The 20,981-nt window shown below is 37.9% G+C and carries 12 protein-coding genes; 3 read left to right on the top strand and 9 right to left on the bottom strand.

Features of this window, described 5'->3' with window-relative positions:
- Positions 1 to 61: 61 nt before the first annotated feature.
- The 8 genes from MWU65_RS08895 to MWU65_RS08860 all read right to left on the bottom strand — a co-directional run bounded on the left by MWU65_RS08895 (position 62) and on the right by MWU65_RS08860 (position 13,012).
- The gene (locus tag MWU65_RS08895) at positions 62 to 1,930 is read right to left on the bottom strand and encodes an arylsulfatase (protein ID WP_247077123.1); all 1,869 of its coding nucleotides are present in this window, start codon (positions 1,928 to 1,930) and stop codon (positions 62 to 64) included.
- A gap of 71 nt (positions 1,931 to 2,001) precedes the next feature.
- Positions 2,002 to 3,213, bottom strand: a complete 1,212-nt coding sequence (locus MWU65_RS08890) for a putative glycoside hydrolase (RefSeq protein ID WP_247077121.1) — start codon at positions 3,211 to 3,213, stop codon at positions 2,002 to 2,004.
- 11 nt (positions 3,214 to 3,224) lie between these two features.
- A complete protein-coding gene (locus MWU65_RS08885; RefSeq protein ID WP_247077119.1) occupies positions 3,225 to 5,018 on the bottom strand; it encodes an arylsulfatase in 1,794 nt (597 codons plus the stop codon).
- Between the two features lie 621 nt (positions 5,019 to 5,639).
- Positions 5,640 to 6,515 (bottom strand): hypothetical protein, encoded by an 876-nt coding sequence (locus MWU65_RS08880; protein WP_247077117.1) that lies wholly within the window; start codon positions 6,513 to 6,515, stop codon positions 5,640 to 5,642.
- A 178-nt stretch (positions 6,516 to 6,693) separates the two neighbouring features.
- On the bottom strand, positions 6,694 to 7,446 hold the full coding sequence (locus MWU65_RS08875) for a peptidase E (protein ID WP_247077115.1): 753 nt from the start codon (positions 7,444 to 7,446) through the stop codon (positions 6,694 to 6,696).
- Positions 7,447 to 7,573: 127 nt separating this feature from the next.
- Positions 7,574 to 8,470, bottom strand: coding sequence for a histidine phosphatase family protein (locus MWU65_RS08870; protein WP_247077113.1), 897 nt, complete (start codon positions 8,468 to 8,470; stop codon positions 7,574 to 7,576).
- 27 nt (positions 8,471 to 8,497) lie between these two features.
- Positions 8,498 to 10,762 carry a right-handed parallel beta-helix repeat-containing protein gene (locus MWU65_RS08865; protein ID WP_247077111.1) on the bottom strand — a complete coding sequence of 755 codons (2,265 nt, stop codon included), beginning with the start codon at positions 10,760 to 10,762 and terminating at the stop codon, positions 8,498 to 8,500.
- A gap of 12 nt (positions 10,763 to 10,774) precedes the next feature.
- Positions 10,775 to 13,012 (bottom strand): sialate O-acetylesterase, encoded by a 2,238-nt coding sequence (locus tag MWU65_RS08860; protein WP_247077109.1) that lies wholly within the window; start codon positions 13,010 to 13,012, stop codon positions 10,775 to 10,777.
- Positions 13,013 to 13,209: 197 nt separating this feature from the next.
- On the opposite strand from MWU65_RS08860, the gene MWU65_RS08855 reads away from it, so the two are divergent.
- Positions 13,210 to 14,634, top strand: a complete 1,425-nt coding sequence (locus tag MWU65_RS08855) for a sulfatase-like hydrolase/transferase (protein ID WP_247077107.1) — start codon at positions 13,210 to 13,212, stop codon at positions 14,632 to 14,634.
- Between the two features lie 76 nt (positions 14,635 to 14,710).
- Here the strand turns inward: MWU65_RS08855 and MWU65_RS08850 are convergent, their stop codons facing one another.
- Complete coding sequence (locus MWU65_RS08850; protein ID WP_247077106.1) at positions 14,711 to 17,020, bottom strand: GH92 family glycosyl hydrolase; 2,310 nt, start codon at positions 17,018 to 17,020, stop codon at positions 14,711 to 14,713.
- Between the two features lie 280 nt (positions 17,021 to 17,300).
- On the opposite strand from MWU65_RS08850, the gene MWU65_RS08845 reads away from it, so the two are divergent.
- The gene (locus MWU65_RS08845; RefSeq protein ID WP_247077103.1) at positions 17,301 to 19,139 is read left to right on the top strand and encodes an alpha-L-rhamnosidase C-terminal domain-containing protein; all 1,839 of its coding nucleotides are present in this window, start codon (positions 17,301 to 17,303) and stop codon (positions 19,137 to 19,139) included.
- Between the two features lie 183 nt (positions 19,140 to 19,322).
- Positions 19,323 to 20,936: a sulfatase gene (locus MWU65_RS08840; protein ID WP_247077101.1), complete on the top strand. Its 1,614-nt coding sequence runs from the start codon at positions 19,323 to 19,325 to the stop codon at positions 20,934 to 20,936.
- Positions 20,937 to 20,981 lie beyond the last annotated feature (45 nt).

The raw sequence follows: 20,981 nt of genomic DNA, 5'->3' as shown, positions 1-20,981 counted from the left end.
TTTTTTATAAAACAAAAGTTAGTGGTTGTTAGCTAGGTTCTAAAAAGAATTACTTAGAAATTTAATTTACTTTCTCCACATTAATATAAAATGCATTGCTTGGAGTACCATCAACCATATCAAAATAGGCTAAAAGTTCTGTTTCGCCTTGGGCTACTTCCATCTCTATAACAGCGGCTTCAGCGGCATTGTTTACATCAATAGTAATTGTTTTGTCTGCTATTTTTAAATGCGCTTTTTTAAACTTCATAGCCTTTCCATTGGCGTTTCCAGCCATATAGTGTGTGCCAGGTGTTCCGTCTTTTATGGCAGCGCCAAGAGCTAAACCACTCTCTGCTGGCCACCTTCGTAAGTGAAACTTATATTTCCCTGCAGTTACAAAATTTACGGAAAAAGGGGCTGGTTTCATAGGTTTTCCTGAACGAATCATTTGTTGGTTCCAAGGTGGGTAGTAATCTATGGTACGGGCGTCATGACAGGTTAAGACATCAGTTTTACCGGTGCCTAAATCAATAACCGAATATTTAGTTTCCTTAATTACATCTTCCCACCAGCTATTGTAAAAAGCATTCATTTCTGCTACTTTTTCTGGATGCTGATCAGCAATATTGTTTTCTTGCCCTGGATCTTCAACAATATTATAAAGCTCCTTGCCTTTTATAAGGCGCCATGTGTCATCCATTACACAACTATTTTTATCTTTAATTGGCCAGGATACACGTTGGGTATCGGTTACTAAATACCTTGGTGTTGCTTCACTTTTTCCTAAGATATATTCACTCATATCTTTACCATCCATTGTTTTTTTAGGCGTAAAATCTTGACCAGTTAATTTTGTAAGAGTAGGTAAGATATCAACGTGAGCAACTAAGTTATCTAGTTTTTTGCCGCCTGTTAACTTTCCGTTTGGCCATCTAATAATAAAAGGAACTCTATGACCACCATCATATTCACTTCCTTTTGTGCCGCGCATACCAGCATTGTATCCAAAAACTTCACCTGTTTTCTTATTCACATTGTAGCCTCTGGCAGTACCATTATCTGTCGTAAAAATCAGGATCGTGTTTTCTGCAATTCCAAGGGTTTCCAATTTGTTCAAAAGTCTAGAGAAGTTATCGTCAATATTGGTAATCATACCATAAAAACGCTTCTGCGTTTCATCAATTCTATCTTCATCTTTATAAATGTCATAATATTTCTCTGGAAGATTATATGGACCATGAGGGGCATTTAAACTTAAATAACAGAAGAAAGGTTCATCTTTTTTGTTTTCTATAAAGCTTAAGGCTTCGTCAAACCACACATCTGTACAATACCCTTCTTTTTTTTCAGGTGTGCCATTTCTAAAATAAGTGTCATCAAAATAATCATTATTCCAATAATCTGGTGTTTGTCCAACACCACCACCACCGTGGTAAAAGGCCTCGTCAAAACCTCTTTCTTCTGGTGCAAAAGGATGGTTGTCCCCCAAGTGCCATTTGCCAAACATTCCAGTCTTATAGCCGTTTTCCTGCATGACATCTGCCATAGTAACTTCTTCACGATTTAAAATAGAAGCCCCCATTATGGTATGCCATACACCATTTCTGTTCGCATTCCTTCCTGTTAATAATCCTGCCCTGGTGGGTGCGCATGTGGTGCCTACATGGTAATTGGTTAGGTTTACTGCTTCTTTAGAAAACTTATCAATAGCTGGTGTTTTTATCACTGAGTTTCCTGTATGTCCCAAATCACCATACCCTTGATCATCAGTTATAACAAAGATGATGTTTGGCTTCTTTGCGGGACCTTCCTTTTCCGTTTTATCCTGTTTTTCTTTACATGAAAAAAGAATAATAGGGCATATTAAAATTAGAACAAGGTGTTTTGTGCTCTTTATATTTGACCGTTGCCAAATTTCTGCGATTAATGTTTTTAGGTGTAGTTTCATAATTGGTACATTGTTTTTAACTGCTTGTAATTTAAGACTATTCGTTGGGTGTTCAATTGTTTAGGGGTTATTTATTTCCATCGTATTTTTCCTTCTCCTTTTTCGGTATTGACCCAAACAGAAGCATGTTCAAATTCGCGCGTAAATTCCCATCCATCTTCAGTTTTACGTTGGTAAGCTCCTTTGGGAGTGCCTAGGGGTTTTAATAAATCGGGAAAATTTACTAATGATCCGGAAGACAATGCCCAACCCCAACCATATTGAAAATATGAATATGGTTGTGCTCCAATTAGGAAGCAAGCTTGGTAATATTCCAGACGTTCTTTGGCTAAGGCAGCATATCTTTTATTTCGTTTTTTACCTTTAAAAAAATCTTTGTCCTTTTCTTTACCAAGGACATCCGATTCTACTCCGATTCGGAAAATAGACATTTTTCCATCCTTGGCAATTCGGAGCATATTTTCCCAATCCTCCAAAAGCTTTTCTTTGCTTAGTAGCTTCTCGTTGTAATGTTCAAACATAATAGCGTCTGTGGCAGGGTAGGCATATGAAGCGATCTCTTGTGCAGCATTATTACCCAACAGAATCTTGTCTGGTCCAAGCCTCTCCTTTAATCTGGTCATCATTTCACCCATTGCTTTTTTAACAGCTTCACTTTTATCATTACGCAACCAAGCAAAGCCATGCATTTGGTCAATAAAAGCTCCGTCGCAACCAGATTCTTCCACCCCTTTAGCAACTGTGTTTACCCACCATTCTCTTAAATCAGGATTTAAAACATCAAAAAAGAACACATTATTTCGATGTGCTAATTTTCCCGTCTCAGGATCAATGATCAAAAACTTCTTAAGCTCGGGATGGTCATTAATATTCTTATTCGTAAAATTTTTATTGTAAGAGGTAAAGGGCCAAGCATAGGCAGAGTTGTAATAGAATAATACTTTGGCATTTGGATTTATTTTCTTAAAAGCTGCAGCCTCGTGTTTGGCTCCTAATTCTGCTGCCCCTAATTCATTTAACCCATGTGATTTTTCAATACATATAAAATCTGATTTTTCAGCAATAAAACGAACCTCTTTGGAACTAAGTGTGCGCTTGCTATCCCCAAACATATAATACATAGGAGTGGTTTCCCAACTGAAATTAGGGTAAAAATCCTTGCTAGTAAAACTGCTGCCATCACTCAGGCTATAACTGTTTTGTGCAATGGCCTTTGGGCTAAAAAGGGAATATGCAAAGAGGCATATGATAACAAAAATGGGTTTGTGGTTGCTTTTGTACATAATATTGTTAATTATTGGATTGCTATTTTTTCTATATATACATAATAGGCGGGATGTACTACATTGTTTTTGTCTATGAGTTGTGCTTCCATGTCATACTTCCCTGCGGGGATATATCCAGAAAAAGTTACTTCCTCTTGTCCCTCCTTAATTTTGTCTGATTTTGCCAAATTGGCTACATAAATATAGGCTTGTTCAAAATCTGATTTTATACTGGCAGGCATACTCCTATCTAATTCTGGAGTTTTTGGTGTTTCTGGGAAGGTTGCGTTAATGGCCAAACCACTTTCTCTAGGAAAGCGTCTAAGACTTATTTTGTAATTTCCATCTGCCACGAATTCTATCTTCCATCGACCCGATGCCGCAGAACCCGTTGTAGCTCCATATTGATGCCATACATGTCCAAATTTACCTGTAAGCATATCATGAGCAGATATTCGAGAAGGGTTTTCATAATTGGAGCCAACTTTTATATAACTGTATTTTTCATCTACGCCTTCATCTATAAATGATTGCCACCATTTTTCATATCCTAAAGCCAGTCTTTGTACAACTTCTGGGTGATTGGCAATAACATTTTTAGACTGAATTTTATCTTCTTTTATATTGTAAAGTTCATCGCCATTGACCAATCTCCAGTTATCATCCATAACTGCATACGACTTGTACTTAATAAGATTTTGCATGCGTTGAGTATCTACATACATTACTCTATTGGGTATGGTTTCGCCTGTATTGTGTAAAAGTGGTTTTAAACTGATGCCATCTAATGGTTTCACTGGATTGAAATCTAAGCCAAGTAAATCAACAAAGGTTGGAAGCAAATCATAATGCGCCACTAATTTATCGATATCCTTACCACCTGTGAGTTTTCCGTCTGGCCAACGAATAAACAATGGCACTCGGTGCCCGCCCTCATAAACACTGCCTTTAGAGCCTTTCATTCCGGCATCAAAAATTCTATTACCACCGGCTGTTCCATTATCGGTCATAAAAATAAGCACGGTATTATCCGTTAGATTTAAGGCGTCTAATTTTTTTTGTAAAACTTTAAAGTTGTCATCAATATTGGTGATCATACCATAGAACCGCTTAAACTGATCAGGCAATTCGCTTTGGTCCTTATAAAGGTCATAGTATTTCTGAGGTACATTATAGGGTGCATGGGGAGCATTGGTAGAGATATAACAGAAAAAGGGATTGTCCTTATTGTCTTCTATGAAATCTAATGCTTCAGAAAAGAATACATCGGGACAATACCCTTTGTATTTTTCTGTTTTTCCATTGTGCCAATAGGTATCATCAAAATAATCATTGCCCCAGTAGTCTGGACCTTGCGTAATGCCACCACCACCGTGTCGTACCACTTCATGAAATCCACGATCTTCTGGCCGGTACGGGTAATTGTCGCCTAAATGCCATTTGCCAAACATTCCGTTTGTATATCCGTTTTGAGCAAAAATTTGGGGTAGAATAACTTCATCATCATACAATAATGAACGCCCCATAATCGTATGATACACATTTACCCGGTTGGTATGTCTGCCAGTCATTAAAGCCCCTCTGCTTGGTGCACAGGTGGTAGAAACATGGAAGTTTGTAAACCGTACAGATTCCTTGTAAAATTGGTCTATATTGGGTGTTTTAATATAGGGGTTTCCCATAGCTCCTAAATCATTAAAGCCTTGGTCATCAGTAATAACAACAATGACATTAGGTTTTTTTTGAGCTGATGAAATTGTAGAAAAAGCCATCAAAATTATTAGTGCACCTAATGTGTTAATTTTTAAAGTTCTTAAATTCATATTTGCTATATCTATATTACTTATTAATAATCCTGAATCTATGTTTCTATTTTAACAAAAAAACCAGCCGAGGGATCTTCACATGGATTACCTGATTGATTTTTATAGGGCCTTTAAGGTCTTTTTCACAAGAAAAAGTAATAACAACAATACTTAATAAAGTAAAAAATTTTATCAGGGCATTTCATTTTCAATACTTGTTCTTGTACAAAAATTCAAAATTATTTCCCCAATCCTTTTCTTTAATAGACCATTCTATTGCTCAATTAATGTATGAACAGAAATCAACTAATAATTGAATATACTAATTTTTACTTTTAGCTATGATTCACACTATCTAGGCAGTCTAAAAGTTAGTTGTTAAAAAACAATGCTTAATTTTTCAATTATCTGCAATTTGTTTTTATTCATTGGTGCTACCCTGGGCATTTCATATAAAAAGACCCAATACAGTATCAATAGAGCGCCTAAAATAATTAGATGTTTGATGTTCCCAAAGGAGGCTATAAAGCCATAGTTAGTGTATTTTATATTTCATAAGGTCCTAGTTTATTTTATATTCATTTCAATGCCCTAAATAGGCTTGTTGAGGTATAGTACAATAAAGCAATTGTATATAAGCTAATATTGCGTTTCTACAGAACAAGTTCCCGTGGAGCGATTCATATTTATTTTAAAACTTTTATTTAAGCTGCGATCAACGTATGATTCCACCACAACAAAACCTTCATTTTCTTTAAAAATTAGATAGTCATCTTCATCATCATTAATCTTATTCTCGGTAGGTCTAACTCTTACATGACGACCATTAAAGGCATTGATGTTAACACCTTTTGAACTTCCACCACTAATGCCAATAACAGGTTTGTTATCTAGGTTAATTGCACCAATCAAGGGTACCTCTATAACATGATAAACGAAGTCATAAGTGGTGTTGTTTTCTAGCTTTTTCAGCTCGTTATTGGTGAAATTGGTTCCTATACTATCGATATGGGATTGCATAATAAAATAGCTGCGGCCTTTGGATATTGTGTACTCGGTTTCAGTCTCCAACATCCTACGGAATCGTGCATAATTATCACTTTTACCAGTTTTCCAATCCCCGTTGTCATATGCCAGATCATGGTTACTAGCAGTCACATAAACTGGAACTGGGGAATTGGCCATCACATACTTTACCGCCTTAAACTGCTCCTTACTAGCCCCTATGGTCAACTCGCCCACCATGATAACAAAATCAATTTGAGCGTCTTCCACAGCCTTGTTTATAGACGCAAGAATGCTTGTCTTTGCCCCAAGGGTCTTTATGTAAGTATTGCCCAATACCATAAAGGTATTTCTGGACACGGAATCCAGAGAAACGGTAGAATTGACCATTTTAGCGTTGTGGTTAATTTCTTTATTTGTTGGCTGCCCGTTTGACCATGCTATTTTAATTGTAAAAACCACCATTGCAAAAGCAATAAATACCCATTTGAAATCAATAACTTTTTTCATCTTTTTAAATATTTAATTTAATAGATTTATTCTACCTGCTTTATTGAGATTGGTTCAAAAATCAAGGTTTATATATTTATTATATCCAATTTTCCCTTAGTAGTTCTCCGTTGTCAAATTCTATGTGGGGTGAATTCCCTACGCTGTATGCCAGAAGCAATTTTACTCATAGGTTACTTTATTTTAGTACAATAGACTCAAGTTTTTCTGTTACTATTTCACCATTCTGAAGAGATACAAAGTATGAATTGTGTTCTATACTTGTAGATACCACCTTAAATGGCTTTCCATTTTTAAATATAATTCCTGAGCTACTTCCAAAGGCATAACCTGCTTTAAATATTCCGGTTTTAATATATTCATGATAAAGTTCCTGTCGTGCCTTATCCGCATCATAATGAGGACAATTGCTATATGTTAGAAACCCCAGTCCTTCAACCACACCCAGTTTTACGGGTCGTGAATCTGTTATGCCTTTTTCAAACCAGCAAAGCGATCCTGCACTGTTGCCGGCAAGTACAATGCCCTTCTCCAATGCTTTTTTAAGAACTATATCTATTCCTTGTGCTTTCCAAACAGCCATCATATTAACAGTATTTCCGCCTCCTACAACAATGGCATCTACATTAAGTAGGACTTCCTGAAAAGAAACCTTTTGGTTTTTAGAACCTATCTCAAAGGTGCGCTGCACTGTTGGCTCTACAGATAGGTCATGAACCAGATCATACCAACGAATGATATCTTTGGCATTGTCTCCTGAAGCTGTTGGGAGGAAACAGATTTTTGGGCGTTCCTTGCCGGTTAGTTTTATTATTTCGTTAACAAATTGTTTGACTTGTACACCACCATAGGCAAAAATGTATTGATCTTGTCCGAAAACAATTTCAAGATTGAAAAGTAAAAGGATGACGACTAAAGCTAGTTTTTTCATGTTTTAAAATGGATGATTGTTGTTTTGCTAGGTTTTGAATGTAATGATGGTCATGGCCTAAATCCTAATTTTATAGCTGGGGAATTCTCCTTCAATTCAAAGTTGCCATTTTCGATAGCAACAAACGCTATTCTCCCACAACTTCATTATTATAGATTTTCAGTTGATATGTCCCATCCTTTTGTTGTTCTACCATCCAAATTCCAGAACTAGTAATTCCTTTTTTTGATTCCGGCTCCTTTTTGAGCAAGAGTTTTAGAAGGGAGACGCCAGAACTATTGTGTCCTGCGAGCAAGATGGATTTATCGGTTCCACCAAAGCGTTTTTCAATCATTTCGATGGCATAAAGCGAGACGTGCTTCATATAGGCAACCTTCAAATTTTCTTCACTTCCTTTGGGGTATGCCTTATAGTCATTTGGAGAATCTTTGCGCAACACAAAAAAGTTCTGCTCCATCTCCGGTAGTTCAATTGGGTTTCCAAGGTTGAGGATTTCGATATCAAGATCGGGAATATCCTTTGACAGGATGGTTGTCATTCCTGGTCCTTCTCTTAGTTCTGGCCAGACTTCGGCGGTCTGATTGGAGGCCTTAAGGTATGGTAAAATGGTGTTGCGCACCCGCCAGATGTTACTGGTGGCTATGAAATCAAAGCTATAGTCTTGCAGCTTCTCTGTGGCCGCAACCACCTCTTTCTCGCCTCTAGGGGTGAACATATTAGGATTGCCGACATAGGATGGCCATTCTGATTCCGGAACTCCCTTTTCCTCCCACGCCTTTTTTACATTATGTCCGCCTTCAGCATGGCGGATATAGTATATTTTTAAGCCTTCTCTGGGTAGTCCTTCTTTGGATTTACATCCGGTAAGCAAAGCAGTTGTAAATAAGAGAAATAACCCTAAACGAACTAGGTAACGCATGGCTATCGTATTTCTCGCTAATTTGGAGTAAGAGCGCAATTGAATCGATATCTCATGGATAAGTGTTTTTTTGTCTGGACGTATTGATAATCTTTTATTTCCCATACTGTCATATATTTTTAATCACTAGATTCAGTGGTTCTTTTTTAGAAGGCCCATAGTTGACACATCAAGAGGTTCAATGCCTAATTTTAAAGCCGGACTACCTTCTTTAAAGCCAAAATTTTTATTCTTAACATCTATAAACATTGGATTGGCAAAAAGACTTGCTTTCTCTTTGCCTACTGCACGCATTTTATCAAAGTGTCTATCCATCCATTTCGGATTTGTTGGATGATAATAAAGATTAGAGTCCATTTCCGTTTCTACGAGGAAAGGAGCTCCGTCCTCACTTCTGGCAATAGGTCGTTCACCATGTGCATTGCCACCATCAGGGTGGGGAATTATAATATTGTGGTGCACTTTTGATCCTTTTACACTAACCCATTCAAAACTAACATAACCCCATTTAGGTGCTGTTAAAGGCTGTATAATAAAATTATTGATAATATCGTTGACCCCTTTGGAAGCAATTCCAGCAGAAAATCCATAGTTGTTATACAGTACGTTTCCGTAAATAAGAGTTTCGTGCTGGTCGTCATCACAACGAATTGCCGCTGGAAAAGAATGCTCAAAATTATCATGGATGTAGTTGTATCGAAGAATATTTCCTGTGCCTGCACCAGAAACGTATATGGCATTTCCATCGGAAAGCTTTTGAACGGCGTGGGTAATTTCGTTATATTCAAAAAGGTTGTGTCTCGCATGATTGTATTTCTCACGTACCTTCCAGTTTTCATAGGTTTCTTTAGTGCTGTCTTTTATCTGTTTAGGAATTTCATCTTGACGAATAGTTCTTCCTCCTTCTCCGTTTAAAGACCTATCAGGCTCAACCCTATTTGTGATGAGCACAGCCGCGTACCCACTGTGATGTACGTAATTGTGTGCCATATGGTTATGGCCACTTTGCCAGGCCCATATTCCGGGAGAATGCCAAGTTATTTCACTAAAATGATGGATGTGATTGTTTATAATATCATTGTGATGATTAACGTTTTTTGTACCAGGGCCATAACCGGCAAGGAGAATTCCGGCCTCACCCAAATGGGCAAATTCGCTATTTTCAATGCGATTGCGTTGCGCATGCAAATCTAATCGCACTCCTGAGCCTCCGGAATTTATGAAATTACAATCGGTAACCTCACAGTTTTCGGCTGCCCGAAAACGCAGCATAGCTGTAGGTCTGTCAAACATATCCCAATCGTGTTGCATCCCCCATCCCAAACGACTCTCATCAGTGGTCCAGCCCCATCTGTCTCCATGAGAAAAAGTTAGGCCTTTAAAGGCAATTCCGGATACTGGAGTATCCGTAGAGCCATTGTAATCAACAGTCCCCTCAACCTTAATAAGTTCACTAGTACTTGGCGCCAAAATCCCTTCAGGAGAACCATTTTTTGCGGGATTTTTAGGCCACAAATACACCTTTTTCGTTTTTGTATTTACCACCCATTCCCCAGGTTCATTAAGACCTTCTAGTGTGTTTTCAACCCAGGCGGTAGCCCCGTCTTTTGTATGTACCCACGCAGGAAGCGGACCTAAGTCATAGGTAGCAGTTACTCCGGTTTTCGCAATGCCTTCAGCCACATTAACCGAAGCTAAAGGGAGCATGTTAATAGCCCATGCTCTAGAAGGCCGTATGTTAATTTCTACATCACTGAGATTACTCCAATTTTTTAAAGTTTCCTTAGGAAAATAAAGGGTTCTTTTATCTCCTCGTTTTGTGGGTGCAAATCCTTTATCTCTAGCGCGATTTAATCGTCCCTCACCATCATAAAGTGTATAGAATTTATCAAGTGTATTGGGCATATCGGCTACCCATACTTTTCCAGCCGCATTTATAGGGAGTTCAGTCGGTATATTGTTCAAGAGCTTCCAATTGGTAATGGGTACTCCACTACTCACCACGGCTTGCTCTTCTTGATAAGATGCAATGGTTAAATAGGGAGGCAGACTTGTTTCACCTGCCCCATATGTGTCAAAGGACCCTGTATTGGATTGCGTAGGTCTCCCGTCTAGCAATCCTAGCACTAAGGTTTGGTTTAGTTGATGACGTCCCTCTCTTAAATAAATGACAATAGGATCATGAACTCCAGATTTTCGCAAATTCCGGGAGGCTTTTACAGCTTCCAGAAGTGTAGCATAGGGATTTGTGATACTGCCATCACCAGTATCATCACCAGCAACTGAAACATAGATTGCTGTAGTTTTTTGCGTAGCTTTATTGGAACATGATCCAATAAAAATGCAAAGAATAACGACAAATAAAAACGGTTTAAGACCTACAGATAGTTGTTTCATTGTACGCTTCAATTAATTAGTAGTATACTTTAAAATAAAATCTACAATGGGTTTTGGGTCTTTTAAAGAGTGCGGATGATGGCCTACCTTAGGCTTGTGAATAATGTCTAGGTCCCAGCCCAGAGAAACCAATCGTTTTTGTACCAAGGCTATATTTTCTGAAACAGGAACAACATCATCTGCATCACCAACAACAGCTAGAATTGGGACTTTATAACTGGCTAAATTTTCCATATGACTAATTGGGTTGCCATTAAATTGTAGGGCCACATCTTCCGAAAAGCCATATTGGGTTAAGCATTCTGCCCATGCCTGTTCCGAACCTTTTCCGCTACCTTTTCCAGCGGGCCAACTTTTAAAATCGCAAACGGGTGCATCTGCATAAATACAGGCCACTTTTTCAGCATTTCTATTTCCCCAATTGAAAATGATTAGCCCGCCCCTGCTCTTACCTTCCAAGACCACTTTAGAATTTAGATTATAGGTGTCAGTAATAAAAGCATAGAAATCATCCCAAATTTTAATGGCTTTTTCGTTCCCGAAAAGTCCGCCTACTTCAATATAGGCTACATGAAAACCTTGCTCTAAAAGCGCTATATCGGTTTGGGGTTCATGGCCCCAAAAACGAGCCCTCCATATCCAGTCCCTATTTTTATTTTCCTTTTTAGGAAATACCACCTTATAGTTAACGCCATTTCGTGTCCCATTAAGCATTGTATAGCCATGCCATAATGATTGTGAATTTTGTAGGAGATCGCTAGGGTTAGCTATAGGCCTTTGGTGGAAACTTAAAGCCCCTATTTTATTTTCAGAGCCAAATAACCAGGGACCATTATAAATTTCATTGGTGTCTGCGTAAAATTTACTTGGTAAATAGGTGATGAACTTGTAATTAGATGCTTTATCCATAGAGAGTACAAGTGTGTTTTGATCGCTTTTTATGCTTTTAACAATGGCCGGAATATTTGTTGCACCTAATTTTTCACTAAGGAAAAACTGATCTTTTAGGTAGTGAACCTTCCCGTTAACTTCCCTTTTTTCCTCTAAAAAAACAGGCTGATCAAAAGTTAATCGCAATTGTTTCGGATTGTCATAGGTAGCATTTAATAATTTGGGCGGTGTAATGGAATAATTTGCACTTTCTCCGTAGAAATCACGAGAAACCAATGGAAACAGTTGCCGTGCAAACGCTAAATATCCTTCATGGGAAAAATGGCAGCCGTCGTGGCCCGGTACACCAATGGTAGACATGATATCTACCATTTTATATTTTTCGGCTAATTGGTTTTGTACCTCTCGCATTTCTGCGTTGTACCCTTCCGAAGTGCGTCCGCATCCTGGATGCAACTGAAACAAATATACTTTCTCCAAACCGGTATACAAACTTTTCCAATCCTTTAAAAGAATATCAAAATTAGAAGCGTACCCACCATAACTTTCTTGGGTGTTGGCATTAGACTCCCCTTGATGCCACATTATGGCTTTAACTTTATCCTTTAAACCCGCTTGGTCAACACGATAAGCTAACCTTCCAAAACTGGTGTCTAAAGATGGTTTTTCTGGGTAAAGCATATTTTGCTCTATGGATGAAGAGCCACTGCCGCCATTAATAATGCAAACGGGAACCTGGTGCTTTTCAACCAAAAGTTTCATAAGCTCCATTCCCCAAACTCCAACACCAAATGGATTTTTCTTAAACCAACCACCAATTCCTTTTAGATCTTTTAAGTTACCGGTTGCTAAGCCCCAACGCACTTTTTTATCCTCCTCGGAATAGGATTCAAAACCCGTTTTAACACCAAAACTTCTGCAAAACGGACTACTATAGTTAGATTCGCTACTGCTGGCATGGGAATTGGATTGGCCTGAAATAATATAGGCATCGCCACATACAACATTGTCTACGGTGAGATAAAGACTGTCTTTTGATTTTTTTTGAAGGTAGAGCTCAAATCTAAACTGATGCAAGCCCGCATTTATTTTAGTTGCAAGCGAAAACCTTTTGTCTTTTAATGCAGTTATTTTCTCGTCTATTAAATCACCATCTTTAAATACCTTTAGCGTCATTTGCTTAAAATCAGGGGTTCCATTTACGGCACCAGAAATTTGTACCGTAGCCGTGTTTGATGAATCACGAGCATACAATTGGTAATTTTCAGGTGCTGCTGAAAAATGGAGTTCTTGAGAAAATGAAGCTATTCCCTGTAGTAGAAAAATGAAAAGGATGAAGTGTGTTTGAAAAGTCCGCATTAGTTGTGTGTTAGTTATTGGTAAATTTAGAATAAGATTAAGGGGTTTACTTTCTCTATTTTATCAAAATTTAACTCATTTCTTTCATTATTGCTAAATTATGGTCGATTTGAGAAATAGTATGATAGATTTAAGCACCGTTAAAACGGTGCAGATTGTATAGATTTGTAATGTATGGAACTCATTAAATTGTTAGTATGAAAAAAACCAATCTATTTCAATTGTGCTTTATTTTTGTTGTATTGCTTCAAGGCTGTAAAAACGAACAGCCAACGGCAATGGATACTAAGAAAGACACAAAACCTAATATTGTATTTATTTTTGCAGATGATTGGGGCTGGGGAGATTTAAGCGCTCATGGTCATCCTTATGTAAAAACACCGAATATTGATAGACTTGTAAAAGAAGGCACCGATTTTCAACGATTTACTGTGGCAAGTGGTGTATGTTCGCCGAGTAGAGCTGCAGTAGTAACAGGTCAATTTCCGGCTCGCCATAATATTGATGGTCATTTTGCTTGGGTACCTAGTAATGCCAAACGAAATATGCCAGATTGGTTAGACAATGAAACCACACTACTGCCAAGGTTAATGCAACAGAGTGGCTATGCAACGGCACATTTTGGGAAATGGCACCTTTCTAATAATATGATTCCCGATTCACCTTCGCCAGGCACCTATGGGTATGATACCTTTGGAGCATTTAATAGTTCTGGTGAGCAAATGCCGGTACATGAAGATGCGGCTAACGCCATTGCTTTTATTGAAGAATCAAAGCAAGAAAACAAGCCTTTTTTTATCAATTTATGGGTGCATGAGCCACATACCCCACATCATGTGGTTCCCAAATACCAATGGCGTTTTCCTGATTTATCAGAAGCAGATAATATTTATGCCTCTGTGTTATCGCATGCCGATGATAGAATAGGAGAGGTGTTAGATGCCTTAGATCGATTGGGTTTAACCGATAATACACTAGTAATTTTTAGTTCGGACAATGGGCCGGCTAGGGCCGCTACCAAAGTTGAAGATTTAAAACTGATGTTTGATTCGGCTACGGGAGCAGGTTTTGGGGTTGGCGCTTCTAAGGGGATCACTGGTGGACGAAAAGGCTATAAGGCTTCGCTTTTTGAAGGCGGAATAGGTGTGCCTTTTATTGCACGTTGGCCTGGAAAAATAAAGGCAGGAGCTATTGATGCTGTTTCTTTGATTTCTGCTGTAGATCTGCTACCTACGTTTTGTGAAATAGGCGGTGTAGCTTTACCTACAGCCTACAAACCAGACGGAATTAGTCAAGTTGCTACCCTGTTAGGAGAATCATATCCTTTGCGCACCAAACCACTTTTTTGGAAAATAGGCGCTAGTTGGCCAGCAAATAAAAATAAACCCGATCATTGGGTATCTTATGCTGTAGTAGATCAAAAATGGAAACTCACGGCAAATAATGATTTGAGTTATGTGGAGCTTTATGATATTACAACAGACGTTTATGAACAAACAGATGTAAAAGATACCCATACCGAAATTGTAAAAAACTTGATTGCTAAAATTGAAGATTGGCAAAAGACTCTTCCTGAGCAACCAGACGAAAAATTGTTTTCGAAAGAAAGACAATCGTTATAGGTAAAATTGAATACAATAGTAAACCCGCATATATACAACTTATATTGCGGGTTTATTTTTTTAGGTTTAGTCCGGACTATCTTTTTCCCCAAGCTTTATTCGGCTGATCACCAAGCACTATATCTAATTTTCCACCATTGGCAAATACATCGTGTTTAAAAAAACAATTGTCCCAATTTTTTCCATTCAATTTTGCAGATTGGATGTAAACATTTTTAGCGGAGTTGTTTTGTGTAACAATGGTAAATTTTTCACCTGGATAATAATTTTGATGTAGTGAAATTTCAACACTATCAAATATTGGTGAAGTTATATCATACGGTGAATTTATAGAAACCCCGCCATCCATTTGAAAAAGGCCAATAGCCATAAGGACACCCAAAGCGCCCATTTGTCCTTGGTCTTCATCACCATTATAACCTCCATAAGGTGTAATGTCTCCAAAAGTTACTTCTTTTACTTCCCGTACATATTTTTGTGTAAGCCAAGGAGCACCACTGAAATTAAATAAATGTGCCATTTGGCAGGAAGGTTGGTTTTCATAATCTACCCAACTCTTTGCGTGTACGCCATGTGCGGCTATATAGCGTTCTGGAGCTGCCTTGTTAAATGAGCTAATTAGGAAGTCCGTATACTTTTCTTTACCCCCAAACAAACCCATTAAACCGTCCATATTATGTGGTACATAGTTAGAGTAAATGGCAGAATTACTTTCGCAAAAACCCTTGGTATTGAATTTTTCTGCAATGGGACTAAAATCATCAATCCATGAGCCGTCAATGTTTTTAGGGTGAATAAGGCCAGTTTCAGGATTCCATAAATTGCGATAATTTTCTGAACGCTTCATGAAATGCTCATAATCATCTGTTTTACCCATTGCTTTTGCCATTTGAGCAATGGACCAATCTTGATAGGCATATTCCAAGGTCATAGAAGCCCCATCTTTATGGCCACCCTTGCCTTTTAAGCCTTCTGGTACATAGCCTCTTTCTACATAATATTCCATACCGCCGCCGGTAGGGTTATCGTTGTGTTCGTATCCTGCACGGTCCCTTATTCCGCCAGGGTAGGCATTTTTTAACAAACCTTCATAGGCCAAATTGGTATCATAGTTTCGAATGCCCTTATTGTATGCAGTTGCAATAAATGAAGACGAAGGGTCACCAATCATGACATAGGTATAATTACCGCCTGAAGGTCCTCTAGGGATTAATCCGCCATCTTTGTACATATTTACCATAGTACTACAAAAGCCATCCATGATTTCAGGATACACCATAGACCATAATACATTTAGAGTCCAATGACTTCCCCACCAAGCATCATAATTGTATTGCGGAAAAATGGGCTTGCCTTTTTCGTCTAAGGGTACTTGTTTAATTAAAGGCTTTGGTCCCGTCATATCGCAATAGGTGCCATCAACATCACTTACTATTTTTCGCCCTAAAAGCGAATGCCATAAATCTGTATAAAATTTAATTTTTTGTTTTTTAGTTCCTCCAGATATTTTAATACGCGAAAGCATATCATTCCATTCCGTTTTAGACTCGGCTACCGTTTTGTCAAAATCCCATCCTGAGAGTTCTGCATCCATATTTTTTCTAGCATTTTCTATGCTTGTATAGGATATGGCTACTTTAAGTAGTACTGGTTTTTTATTGGTTTTAAATCGCAAATAGGCACCATTGTTCTTACCGTAGACTTCATTGGCTTGTGGAAGAAGCTTTTGATCTTCCCAACCTCCAAATTCTTTGATTTTATGATCTAATTTTGCTGTAAAATAAACATAGGTGGGTTTAGGTCGGCGGCCCGTTTTGCCAATAAGAGAATAGCCTTCTATTTCATAGTCGTTTACTTTTTTAACATAAGAAGAATCTACATCGCCATGGGCCAAAAATGCGCCAGTATGGAAATTGATATAGGCACTATCCGTTTTTGGGAACGTATATCTGTGAAAGCCTACTCGTTGTGTTGAGGTTAACTCTGCAGTAATATCGTAATCATCTAAAACCACTTTATGATATCCCGTTTGCGCAATTTCAGTTTCATGGGAGAAGGCCGATTTTGTCTCCTCCATACCTAGGTGACTCCTTAGTTTTCCGGTGGTGGGCATTACAGGAATACCTGCCATTTGCCAAGCGTGAATATGACTAAATGATCTAACATGAAGGCTATCGTAAATATAACCACTTTTCCAACTGCCCTTTATTGCAGTGTCTGGACTAAGACTTACCATACCAAAAGGGCGACTGGCAGAAGCAAAAAAGAACCAGCGACTGTCATGGGTGTCAATAAAAGGATTCACATAATCTATGGGTTTGTCTTGCGCTATACTAGTAGTAGTGAAAATTAAGAGTAAGGCTAAAATTTTAATTGTTGTATTCATAACGTTAAAAATGCTATTGGTGATTGTTGGAATTCAATTTAGTTAGATGTGTTTAAAAGTAGGAATTTTTTTTTACAGCATACAATTGCATACCGATATTGAATAGTTTTGGCTAGTAGGTAAGCTTACTAGTTGCCGTTTATGATAAGCAGCATAGTACAGGACAGTATTTCTTCAAAATTTATATATATTTATTGCACTATTAATTGAATGAATCGGGAAATGAGAAATACCCGTTTTTTTTAATTGGTATGAACTCAAAAAAACAAAACTAATTTGCATGAAAAAACAGTATATAAGCATCTTCTTTTTTATTGTTATGGGGTCCCTTGTGGCTCAAAAAACAATTGACAAAATTGAGTTGCAAACCTCCTTAATAACCCCAAAAAAGGTTACAAAGATAAAAGAGGGTCATTATTTTATCGATTTTGGTAGGGCTTTTTTTGGTACAGTCCAGATGCAATCTTCAGTAGCCCAAACGGAGCCACTTACTGTTCAGTTAGGGGAAAAATTAAAAGCCACATTTGCGATAGATGACGATCCTGGAAAAAATATCAGGTATCAAAAAGTAACCGTAGAAAATCTAAGGGAAAATCAGTTAACCACTGTGGAGCTCGTTCCCTACGAAAGAAATACAACAGGAGCCGCTATCATGCTGCCAGACAGTTTGGGAACCATTATCCCTTTCCGCTATCTTGAAATTGAGAATTTAAAAGTACCCATTGAAGCAATTGAGATACAGCAAAAAGCAGTACACTATAAATTTAATGATGCCGCAAGTTACTTTTCATCCTCTAGTGTGGTTATGGATTCTATTTGGGATATGTGTAAACACACTATTAAGGCAACCAGTTTTACAGGGTATTATGTAGATGGTGACAGAGAACGCATACCCTATGAAGCAGATGCTTATATTAATCAGCTGAGCCATTATAGTGTAGATAGTGAGTATACTATGGCAACTAGGACCAATGATTATTTTATAAAAAACCCAACTTGGCCAACAGAATGGTTACTGCATACAGTATTGATGTTTTATGCAGATTTTATGTATACAGGAGATCTTGGGCCACTACAAAAGCATTATGATGATTTAAAAATAAAAACCTTGATGGATTTAGAAGGGAGCGATGGATTGATAAGTTCTAAGTCGCCCAAACTAAACCAGGAATTAGTTTCGAAACTTGGTTTCAAAAAAGCGAATACAAAAATTAGAGATATTATTGATTGGCCACCAGCGCAGAAGGACACAGGTTGGAAGCTGGCTACTCCAGAAGGTGAAAGAGATGGCTATGAGATTGTGGATACCAATACAGCAGTAAATTCATTTTATTATTACAACCTTAAATTAATGGCAGAAATTGCAGGATACCTTAATAAAAAAGAAGATGCCATCCTTTTTAAAAATAAAGCCGCAATAACAAAACAAGCTATCAACGATAAATTGTTTGATGCTACACTTGGCATTTATACCGACGGTATTGGCTCAAGTCATTCTTCTTTACATGCCAATATGTTTCCTTTGGCTTTTGATTTAGTACCAGAAGAACATGTGAAAACGGTCACAGCTTTTGTTAAATCTAGAGGTATGGCCTGTAGTGTTTATGGCGCACAATTTTTATTGGAAGGACTTTTTAAAAACGGAGAGGCCTTATACGCTACAGAACTTATAACCAATACTGAGGGTGATCGCAATTGGTGGAATATGATTCGGGTAGGTTCTACAATGGCTATGGAAGCTTGGGATGTAAAATACAAACCCAATGCCGATTGGAACCATGCATGGGGAACGGCTCCTTTGAATGTGATTACAAGATATATGTGGGGAATTACACCCTTAACGCCTGGTTTTGATATTGCGCAAATAAAACCACAACTTGGTGGTTTAACTTTTTCCAAGATAAAAGTGCCTACAAAAAATGGTGCTATCACTGCGGAACATAAGATTGAAGATAATGAAACTACCTATAAAATTGAACTACCTGAAAATATGGAAGCAGAATTTGTGCTCCCTGATAATGCATTGAAAATTTCGCACAATAACAAGAAGCTTAATAAAAATGAAACAACACTTTTACTTGAAAAAGGAGAGAATATCATAAAAGTAATTGTAGAATAAGGGTTTTTAATATTTCAATTTTGTGATAAACTAATCGCTGGCCTTTTATGATGCATTAGGCGAAAAAATAATTGTTTCAGAGTCTGATACGATATTTGAATTTTGTATTTGGATAATAGAATGAATCCAAGTAAATTACAAGCGTATAGATCTAAAATCGTATCCAATCTAAGTTTGTCAATTATGAGTGTTAAATATCTAAAAGGATTCTCTGTAAATTTTAAAATACTAAGTCTTTTCAGTGGACTATTGGTCCTAGTCCTAAGCTGTAAAGAAGCAGCTAAAAAGGAACTGACTAAGGAACCAGAAAGACCTAATATTCTTTTTATTATGTCTGATGATCATACGTCCCAGGCTTGGGGAATTTATGGTGGGGTTTTAAAAGATTATGTGCACACGCCTAATATTCAACGTTTGGCCAAAGAAGGCACGGTACTTGAAAATTGCTTGGTTTCTAATTCTATCTGTACTCCTAGTCGCGCAACCATTCTTACAGGGCAATACAGTCATGTAAATGGGATTACCACCTTGGGTGCGGGCTTATCGCCAGAGTATAATAATATTGCAAAATTGTTTCAAACTGGGGGATATCAAACTTCAGTAATTGGAAAGTGGCATTTAAAACAAGAGCCAGCGGGTTTTGATTATTACTGTGTGTTACCGGGGCAAGGAGAGTATTGGAATCCCGTGATGAAAACCAAAGAGAATTGGGAAGATTACTCCAAAGGAGGGAAGCCATACCAAGGTTTTAGTACCGATATTATTGCAGAAATGACTACAGAATGGATTGAAAATAGAGACAAGTCAAAACCATTTATGGCCATGTGCCATTTTAAGGCAACCCACGAGCCTTTTGATTATCCGGAACGTTTTAGTGATTTGTATCGGGACGTTGATATTCCTGTACCTGCATCTTTTTATGATAATGATGCAGCAACTACAGGTAGGTCCTTTAAAGGACAATCTATAGATAATTTACAACAACGCTATTTGGATGCTACCGCAAATCCAAAATTGCGAAAAGATTTTATGAATTACCCGGAGTTGCCTTTTTCTGTAGAAGGCTTAAGTGCCGATGAAGCACGCATGAAAACCTATCAGAAATTTGTAAAAGATTTTATGCGCTGTGGAGCTGCAATCGATGATAATATTGGAAAGATCCTGGATTATCTAGACAAATCAGGCTTGGCAGAGAACACTATTGTTATCTATACCGCAGATCAAGGCTATTTTTTAGGAGAGCACGGTTGGTTTGATAAGCGCTTAATTTTTGAAGAGTCCATTCACATGCCTTTTGTAATTCGGTACCCAAAAGAGGTTATTGCTGGGGCTCGAAATAAAGATATTATAGAAAATGTAGATTTTTCTGCCCTCTTTGCAGATTATGGAGGTATAGACTACCCAGAAACTATGCAAGGGCATAGTTTTCGGGAAAATTTAAAAGGGAATACGCCTTCAGATTGGCGTAAACATGGGTACTATAGGTACTCGCAACACTCCAAAGATCGCCCAGGACATTTTGGTATTCGAGGAGATCGATACAAATTGGCCTTTTTCTATGGCAACGGATTGAAAGTAAACAAATATTCGGAAGAAGAACAGCCTACGCAATTTTGGGATTTCTATGATTTGGAAGCAGACCCACATGAGCTGCGCAATGCGTATACAGATCCAAAATATAAGGATATCATTGAGGAAATGAAGGGTGAGATTTTAGCCCAAAGAAAGCTATTGGGTGATACAGATCCCGAAAATGAAGAAATACATGCCATCATCAAGGCACATTGGAACGACTAAAACAGAAATTGGGGCCTAGAGTCCTTCTGGATAAATGGTAATTGT

The sequence above is a fragment of the Cellulophaga sp. F20128 genome (assembly GCF_023015805.1).
Lineage (GTDB): Bacteria > Bacteroidota > Bacteroidia > Flavobacteriales > Flavobacteriaceae > Cellulophaga.
This window is presented reverse-complemented; position numbering and strand designations above follow the sequence as displayed.